Source organism: Streptomyces sp. NH27 (assembly GCF_056859195.1).
Map to the genome: position 1 here is coordinate 1 of NZ_JACEGK010000418.1, position 7,131 is coordinate 7,131.

General features: G+C 71.3%; 7 protein-coding genes. 4 read left to right on the top strand and 3 right to left on the bottom strand.

Annotation, left to right across the window (positions count from 1 at the left end):
• Positions 1–75: 75 nt before the first annotated feature.
• Positions 76–684 (top strand): mycothiol-dependent nitroreductase Rv2466c family protein, encoded by a 609-nt coding sequence (locus AC13HU_RS27750; RefSeq protein WP_483044693.1) that lies wholly within the window; start codon positions 76–78, stop codon positions 682–684.
• Positions 685–908: 224 nt separating this feature from the next.
• Positions 909–1,355, top strand: a complete 447-nt coding sequence (locus AC13HU_RS27755; RefSeq protein ID WP_483044694.1) for a YdeI/OmpD-associated family protein — start codon at positions 909–911, stop codon at positions 1,353–1,355.
• Between the two features lie 218 nt (positions 1,356–1,573).
• Here AC13HU_RS27755 and AC13HU_RS27760 read toward each other — a convergent pair whose 3' ends face one another.
• A complete protein-coding gene (locus AC13HU_RS27760) occupies positions 1,574–1,858 on the bottom strand; it encodes a DUF6059 family protein (RefSeq protein WP_483044695.1) in 285 nt (94 codons plus the stop codon).
• A gap of 354 nt (positions 1,859–2,212) precedes the next feature.
• Between AC13HU_RS27760 and AC13HU_RS27765 the strand changes: the two genes are divergently transcribed.
• Entirely contained in the window at positions 2,213–2,338 is a 126-nt protein-coding gene (locus tag AC13HU_RS27765) for a hypothetical protein (protein WP_483044696.1), read from the top strand.
• A gap of 199 nt (positions 2,339–2,537) precedes the next feature.
• Here the strand turns inward: AC13HU_RS27765 and AC13HU_RS27770 are convergent, their stop codons facing one another.
• Both AC13HU_RS27770 and AC13HU_RS27775 read right to left on the bottom strand, forming a co-directional pair.
• A complete protein-coding gene (locus tag AC13HU_RS27770) occupies positions 2,538–2,990 on the bottom strand; it encodes a carboxymuconolactone decarboxylase family protein (RefSeq protein ID WP_483044697.1) in 453 nt (150 codons plus the stop codon).
• Positions 2,991–3,192: 202 nt separating this feature from the next.
• Positions 3,193–5,364 carry an MMPL family transporter gene (locus AC13HU_RS27775; protein WP_483044698.1) on the bottom strand — a complete coding sequence of 724 codons (2,172 nt, stop codon included), beginning with the start codon at positions 5,362–5,364 and terminating at the stop codon, positions 3,193–3,195.
• A 753-nt stretch (positions 5,365–6,117) separates the two neighbouring features.
• On the opposite strand from AC13HU_RS27775, the gene AC13HU_RS27780 reads away from it, so the two are divergent.
• The gene (locus AC13HU_RS27780) at positions 6,118–6,939 is read left to right on the top strand and encodes an AfsR/SARP family transcriptional regulator (RefSeq protein ID WP_483044699.1); all 822 of its coding nucleotides are present in this window, start codon (positions 6,118–6,120) and stop codon (positions 6,937–6,939) included.
• Positions 6,940–7,131: the final 192 nt, after the last annotated feature.

Genomic DNA, 7,131 nt, shown 5'->3' on the forward strand with positions numbered 1-7,131 from the left:
CCCCACGGGCCCAGGGCTGAGCGCCGACCCCACCGCATCCCCGCTCCCCCCGCTCTCCCCATCTGGAGGCCCGACGTGGCGCAAGACCCCCCGACCCCTGTCGACTTCTGGTTCGATCCGCAGTGCCCCTGGGCGTGGATCGCGTCGCGCTGGATGCACGAGGTGGCGCTCCGGCGGCCTGTGGAGTTGCGCTGGCGCGTGATGAGCCTCGCCGTCCTCAACGAGGGACGCGACCTGCCGCAGCGCTGGCGCGAGGCGAGCGGCTTCGGCCCGGTACGGGTGTGCGTCGCCGCCGAGCAGAAGTACGGCCCCGAGGTGCTCGGCCGGCTCTACACCGAGCTGGGCACCCGGTTCCACCACGAGAAGGCGCCGAGGGACCGGGCCACCATCGAGGCGGCGCTCCTGGCGGCGGGCCTGGACGGTGACCTGGCCGAGGCGATGGACTCCACGGCCTACGACACGGCTCTGCGCGACTCGCACCGCGACGGCATGGACCGGGTCGGCTACGACGTCGGCACGCCGGTGATCTCCGTGGCCGGGAACGCGTTCTTCGGGCCGGTGGTGACGCCGGTGCCGCGCGGAGAGGCGGCGGCGAAACTGTGGGACGGTGTCCTGCTGGTCACCGCGACCGACGGGTTCTTCGAGCTGAAGCGCACCCGGGACCGCAAGCCGAACTTCGACTGACCGGCCCTTCCACGGCACCTGACGCCGTGTACACGCCGTGCCCCGTCCGCCGTTGCGGACGGGGCACGCGTCATCGTCATAATGCTCGCAAATGGCCAAGGGGTCTGCGTTCCGGCGACCGGATCACGACACTGGAGACGACGGTTGCGGGTCCGCACGCACCGAGCCGTCGATCCGCACCGCGATCCGGCCCCGGACGGACCACACGCCGACAGGAGCAGATGATGAAGTTTCGGACCCACGTCGAGCCCCCGGAGCCCATGCGGGGCCTGGAGGTTCCGCCCGAGGTCGTGGAGGAGCTCGACGCAGGCGCGCGGCCGGCGGTGACCATCACGATCAACGGGCATTCCTGGAGGAGCCGGCTGGCGATCATGCGTGGCCGCCATCTGATCGGTTTCAGCAAGGCCAACCGGGCGGCCGCGGGCGTCGACACCGGCGAGGAGGTCGAGGTCGAACTCGAACTCGACACCGAGCCCCGCACCGTGGTCGAACCCGAGGACTTCGCCGACGCCCTGAAGGCCGACCCGGTCGCCCGTACGGCCTACAACAGCCTGACCCAGAGCCGCAAACGCGAGCACATCCGGGCCATCGAGAGCGCGAAGAAGCCCGAGACCCGCTCCCGCCGCATCGCGAAGGCCCTGGCGACACTGAGGGAGCGGGACCTGTCCTGAGCCCCACGGACCGCCTGGTCGCCCCGCGTCGACCTGGGGCGGGCCGCCGGCCGGGTCCGCCCGGGACGATGACATCCCGCGGGGTGGAGCGGCCGGCGGAACGGGCGGACAGCGCCGCCGTGCGGTCGGGGACGGGCCCGCCGGGGACTGCCCGCGGACGGCAGCGGGAGCGGCTCCTTACAGACCCTGGCCGGCCCGTGCGCCCTGCCGGGCGGCTCTCAGCGCTTCGGTCGCCGCTGCGCCCGCAGCCGTTGTTCCTGCCGTTGTTCCTGCCGCCGTTCGCGCCGCCACTGCCGTAACAGCGCCCGCTCCAGGGGGGTGAGGGCGGTATCCGGGCGCAGGCGTTCGGGGTGGGCCGGTGGTGGACCGTCCGGTGGTTGCGTCTCCTGGTCGAACGGCGGCCATCCGGGCACCCACAGCCCCAACGCGTGCATGGCCCCGTAGCTGCCCAGCGATCGGCATACCTCGCCGAGGAGGCGTCTGAGGAAGGCGACGGCGGCCATGGACGGGTTCCCTTCGCGTCGTGCCGCACCGTTGCGTGGCGCGTGACGCTACTGTCCGTGCCGCGGTTGGAGTCGGGCTGGAAGCCCGCTCAAGCTGGACCGACCGGGAAATGGTGGGTGGGAGAAGGAGCGGGTCGAGGGCCGAGTCCGGGCGGTGCCGACGAAGGAGCCATGGCGGAGCCGGTGGTGACTGAGGAGAAACCGGCTGGGCGGGAGTCATCGGCTCGCGACGCCGCCCTCCATGTGCCCTTAGTCCGGCTCCGCCCGGCCTCAAGAGGGGGCTGCCAGTGTTGTCAGGTGGGGCGCTGGCTCCGCTGTCGACGCAAAGGCGCGTGGCCGTGGGAGGAGAGACCGGTGGACGATGCTGAGGGTGAGTGGCGGGAGTCCGAATCCGTGTGGCCGACGCCACTGCTCAGGCTGGCAGGGGTGGACGACGAGGACGAGCCGGTGGAGCCCAACATCGTCCGCGGGATCGACTGACGGCGCTCCCGGTGCAGCCGACCGCCGTATGCGGAGCGACCGGTTCGGCGCCTCGCGGAGCCTCCTGGCGCACCGGCCGCTCGCCGTCCCGGCATGCCCGCCGGGGGTGAGGGGGCGACGGGGGACAAACGCCGACGGCCCCGGTCCCCCGCCGAGCGGGGGACCGGGGCAAGCCTTGCCGGGAGGGCCTAGGCGCCTGTCAGCCCCAGTCGCCGGCCATCTGCTTGGTGGTGACGTTGAGCCGGTTGAAGAAGTTGGTCAGCGCGACCATGAGCACCAGGGCGGCCAGGCCCTTCTCGTCGAAGTGGTCGGCGGCCGCGTCCCAGATGTCGTCCGGCACCGGCTCGCTCCGGTCGGCCAGCCGGGTCGCGGACTCGGCCAGCGCCAGCGCGGCGCGCTCCTCGTCGGTGAACAGGGTGGTCTCCCGCCAGGCGGCGACGGCGAACAGCCGCTCCTCGCTCTCGCCGCTCTTGCGGGCGCCGCGGGCGCCGGAGTCGACGCACGAGCTGCAACCGTTGATCTGGCTTGCGCGCAGATGGACCAGGTCGAGCGTCGTCTTCGGGACGCCGCCGGCGTAGATGGCCTTGTACATGTCCTGGATGGACTGGGTGGCGTTGAGGATCATCGCCGGGTTCTTCATGCGCGCTTCCATGGTGTTTCCTTTCGTGGGTGGTGCGTGACGCCGTCGCTGGACGGGCGTCACTTCTATGACGTCCCGCGGCCGGCGAGTGTGACAGGAGTGGCGGCACGGGCCGCCGGCTCCGAGGATCGCCGGCCACAGAAGTCCTTCCACCAAAAGCGGGGCGCCGCGCCGCGGGGGTCGGCGCGACGCCCCCTTTTCCCCCGCGCGTCGGTCAGGCGCCGACGTCCGCGCGGGTGGTCACAGCCGGGCGCTCGCCCTCGGGCGGCGCCTCGGTCTCGGGGTGGCCCGGGCGCCAGATGCGCGGGCCGATCGACAGGGACAGGGCGGGTACCAGCAGGCTGCGGACCAGGAAGGTGTCCAGGAGGATGCCGACCGCGATGAGCAGGCCCTCCTGGAGCGAGGACACGGTCGGGATCGTGGCCAGGACGCAGAAGGTGCCCGCCAGCACGATGCCCGCGGAGGTGACGACGCCGCCGGTGACGGCGAGGCCGGTGAGCACGCCGTCGCGGTGCCCGCGGTGCCGGACCTCCTCGCGTACCCGGGCCATGAGGAAGATCGTGTAGTCCACGCCGAGGGCGACCAGGAACAGGAACCCGATCAGCAGCAGGCTGCGGTCCATGTGCGGGTAGCCGATGGCGTGGAAGATCAGCGAGGCCGCGCCGACGGCGGAGGCGTAGGAGAGCATCACCGACAGCAGCAGCACGATCGGGGCGACCACCGACCTCAGTACCAGGATCAGCATGACCAGGACGACCAGCAGGATCAGCGGGATGAGCAGCAGTTCCTCGTCCGTGGTCGCGTTGGCGGTGTCGAGGGCGATCGCGCTCTGGCCGCCGACGACCGCGTCGGATGTCTCACCCGGCCCCTTGTCGAGGGCGGTGCGCATGCGGTGGACGGTGTCCCTGGCGGCCTGGGTGTCCGGGGCGTCCTTGAACACGGTGGTGATGTGGGTCCAGCCGCCGGCGGACCGCTCGGTCGCCGCCGACTGCACGCCGGGCACCGACTGCACGATCCGCAGCGCGCCCGCGCTGCCCTGGGTCGGCACGTAGACATCGGCGGGCTCCGAGGCGCCCGCGGGGAAGTGCTCGGCGAGGATCTTCTGGCCCTCGGTGGAGCCGACGGACTTGGTGAACTGCTGGGCCTGGGTCTGGCCGGTCTCCACCGTGGTCGTGCCGACCGCGAGGGCGGCCAGCACCACGATGCAGCAGGCCCAGACCACCCGCGGCCGACGTGCGACGGCGCCGGCCACCTTGGTCCACACGCCGTGCTCCTGCTCCGCGCCCGACTGGAATCCGGGGGTGTGGCGCGGGACGAACGGCCAGAACGTCCACCGGCCGAGGATGACCAGTAGCGCGGGCAGCAGCGAGGTCATGGCCAGGAACACCACCGCGACGCCGATGGCCACCACCGGGCCGAGGCCGCGGGTGGAGGTCATGCGGCCGAAGACCAGGCACAGCGAGGCGAGGATGACAGTGGCGGCGGAGGCCGACAGCGCCGAGATCGAGCGGCCCACCGCGATCCGCATCGCCTCGTGCCGGTCCTCGTGCCGATGCAGTTCCTCGCGGTAGCGGGCGATCAGCAGCAGCGCGTAGTCGGTTCCGACGCCCACGCACAGGATCATCAGGATGTACGTGCTCAGGCCGTTGACGAGAAGACCGGCGTGCGCGGCGAGGACGTACACCACGCCGCTGGCCACCTCGCTGGCCAGGAAGACCGTCATCAGCGGCACCAGCCACAACACCGGGCTGCGGTAGGTCAGCAGCAGCAGGATCGCGACCACGGCGAGGGCCGCACCCAGCAGGGCGCCGTCCATCCCGCTGTAGACGCCGGCGAAGTCGCGGATGCTGCCGGCCTCGCCGGAGACCTTGGTCTCCAGCCCGGCCGGCGCGCCGTTGTCCACGATCTTCTCGGACCGGTCCACGGCGTGGGTGAGCACGTTGTTGTCGCTGGGGCTGGTGCGCAGCGGGAGGCTGAGGAACGCGGCCTTGCCGTCGGTGGAGACCTCCGGCGTGGACACCGGGCCGACGGCGACGGCCTGGAGGGCGCTGCGGTCCGCTGCGATCTTCGCCTGGTCGGCGCTGGTGAGGCCGCCGCTGCGGGTGTAGACGATCACGGCGCCGCTGGTGTGGCGGTCCGCGAAGTGCTTCTCCGCGAGCTTGACCGCCTGCGTCGACTGGGCGCTGGAGGGCAGCCAGGTCTCCTGGTCGTTGTTCTGGACGTGGCCGATCTTGGAACCGAGTGATCCGCCGAGAGCGATGAGTACCAGCCACAACACCAGGACCGCCCACTTCGAGCGGCGCCCGCTGACCAACCGGGCGTAGCCCGCGGTGAATCCGGCTCCGGCCCGCGTTTCGCCACTTGGAGTGACCGGTCGTTCCTTCATAGTAGTCATTCCTGCTCGCAAGGGGTCGGGGAGCTCGTTCTCCACGGCTCCGGTCGGCATTTTGGGCGCGCGAACGCATCGAGAGACAGCGGCGCGGGGGTCGCCCGCCGCGTGCCGTCGCAGGACCGCCGTCGAAGGACGGGCGGTTCTGTTCGTCACTGCTATGACGGCTGACGGTACGAACATGTGACAGGCGGAGGTCAGCCGCCGTGACGGGCGAAGGCGCAACCGACCGGAATGGGCCGGAAACAGCGGTGGTCACGCGCGAACCAAGGGTGTGCCTTGCCCGCGTCGACGCCGCCCGCACGCGAGCCCCGCGCATCGGCTGCGGATGGCAACCCTTCGGCCGGCCCGATCGGACGGCTGCCGCGACAGCCTCTCACCTCGCGCCCCTTGCGCCCCTTGCGCCTCACCCGTCCTAACTTCACCACGCGACTCAACTGTTACTGGACCCCTCCGTGACAGCCGGTCGCCGGCAGCTGACGTTGTGTCAGAGACGCACTTGCCGCCCTGACGGTCGGTCGAAAGAATCCGGCTGGTCCGCCAGTCGTGGTTCGACAACGGCTCACGCGTCGTTGGAGAACCGTCTGAACAGTGGCGGACAACCTGTGGAGTCGGGCCGCGCCAGTGGTTACGTACTCGACGGCCCGTTTCGCAGAGAGAGGCTGTGGGGTTTGCCCGTGCGACATGTGCTACGGATCGGATTCGGTGCCGGCTTGTCCTCGTGCAGCCGGCAGACTCAAGGAGGAATCTGTGAGAGTGAAGGTCCTTGGCCCGTTACAGGTCGATGTCAACGGGGTGACCGTCGTGCCTACCGCGAGCAAGCCCCGCCAGATCCTGGCGCTGCTGGCGCTCTACCCGGGGCGGGTCGTTCCGATTTCCACGCTCATGGAAGAGATATGGGGGAGTGATCTGCCGGCCAGCGCGCTGACGACGCTTCAGACGTACATCCTCCAACTGCGGCGCAGACTCGGCCGGGCGATGGGCCCCGACGAGCCGGGCACCGCCAAGGACATCCTGGTCACCCGCTACGGCGGCTACCTGCTCCAGGTCCGGCCGGAGAACGTCGACGTCCATGAGTACGAGCGCCTCGTGGCCGCCGGCCAGCGCGCCTCCGACGTCGGCGACGACGTCACGGCCGCCGATCTGCTGCGGCGCGCACTCGCCCTGTGGGACGGCAGCGCACTGGTCGATGTACGGATCGGCCCGGTCCTGGAGATCGAGGCCGCCCGGATGCAGGAGAGCAGGTTGGTGGCCGTGGAGCGGCGCATCGACGCCGAGCTCCGCCTGGGCCGCCACCGGGAGTTCATCGCCGAACTCACCGATCTGATCGCACGTCACCCCCAGCACGAGGGCCTGCACGCCCAGGCGATGGTGGCGCTGTACCGTTCGGGCCGGCAGGCGACCGCTCTCGATGTCTACCAACGCCTGCGGGCGCGCCTCGTGGAGGACCTGGGCGTCGAGCCCTCACCGCAGTTGCAGCGGCTCCACCACGCGATCCTCACCGTCGACCCCCAACTCGACGTGGCCGCCGGGCCCCGGCCCACCTCCACGTTCGGCTGGTACGCGAGCTGAGCCGCAGTACCGGACGACCCTGGGCCTGACGGCCGGCCCCGACACGTCGCCCGAGGCCCGAGGCCGGCCGCCGAGGCCGGCGGCCCGCTCCGCCCGGCCCCGCATACGCCCGCAGGCAGTCGGCAACCGAACGCCGGACCCGGAACGCGCACAGGGGTCCGGCGATCGGGTCGACTGAGGAAAGTCCTCAGT

Coding starts and splice junctions, on each gene's coding strand:
- AC13HU_RS27755 (WP_483044694.1), top strand. CDS start 909: ATGAAGTTTCGGACCCACGTCGAGCCCCCGGAGCCCATGCGGGGCCTG.
- AC13HU_RS27760 (WP_483044695.1), bottom strand. CDS start 1,858: ATGGCCGCCGTCGCCTTCCTCAGACGCCTCCTCGGCGAGGTATGCCGA.
- AC13HU_RS27770 (WP_483044697.1), bottom strand. CDS start 2,990: ATGGAAGCGCGCATGAAGAACCCGGCGATGATCCTCAACGCCACCCAG.
- AC13HU_RS27775 (WP_483044698.1), bottom strand. CDS start 5,364: ATGAAGGAACGACCGGTCACTCCAAGTGGCGAAACGCGGGCCGGAGCC.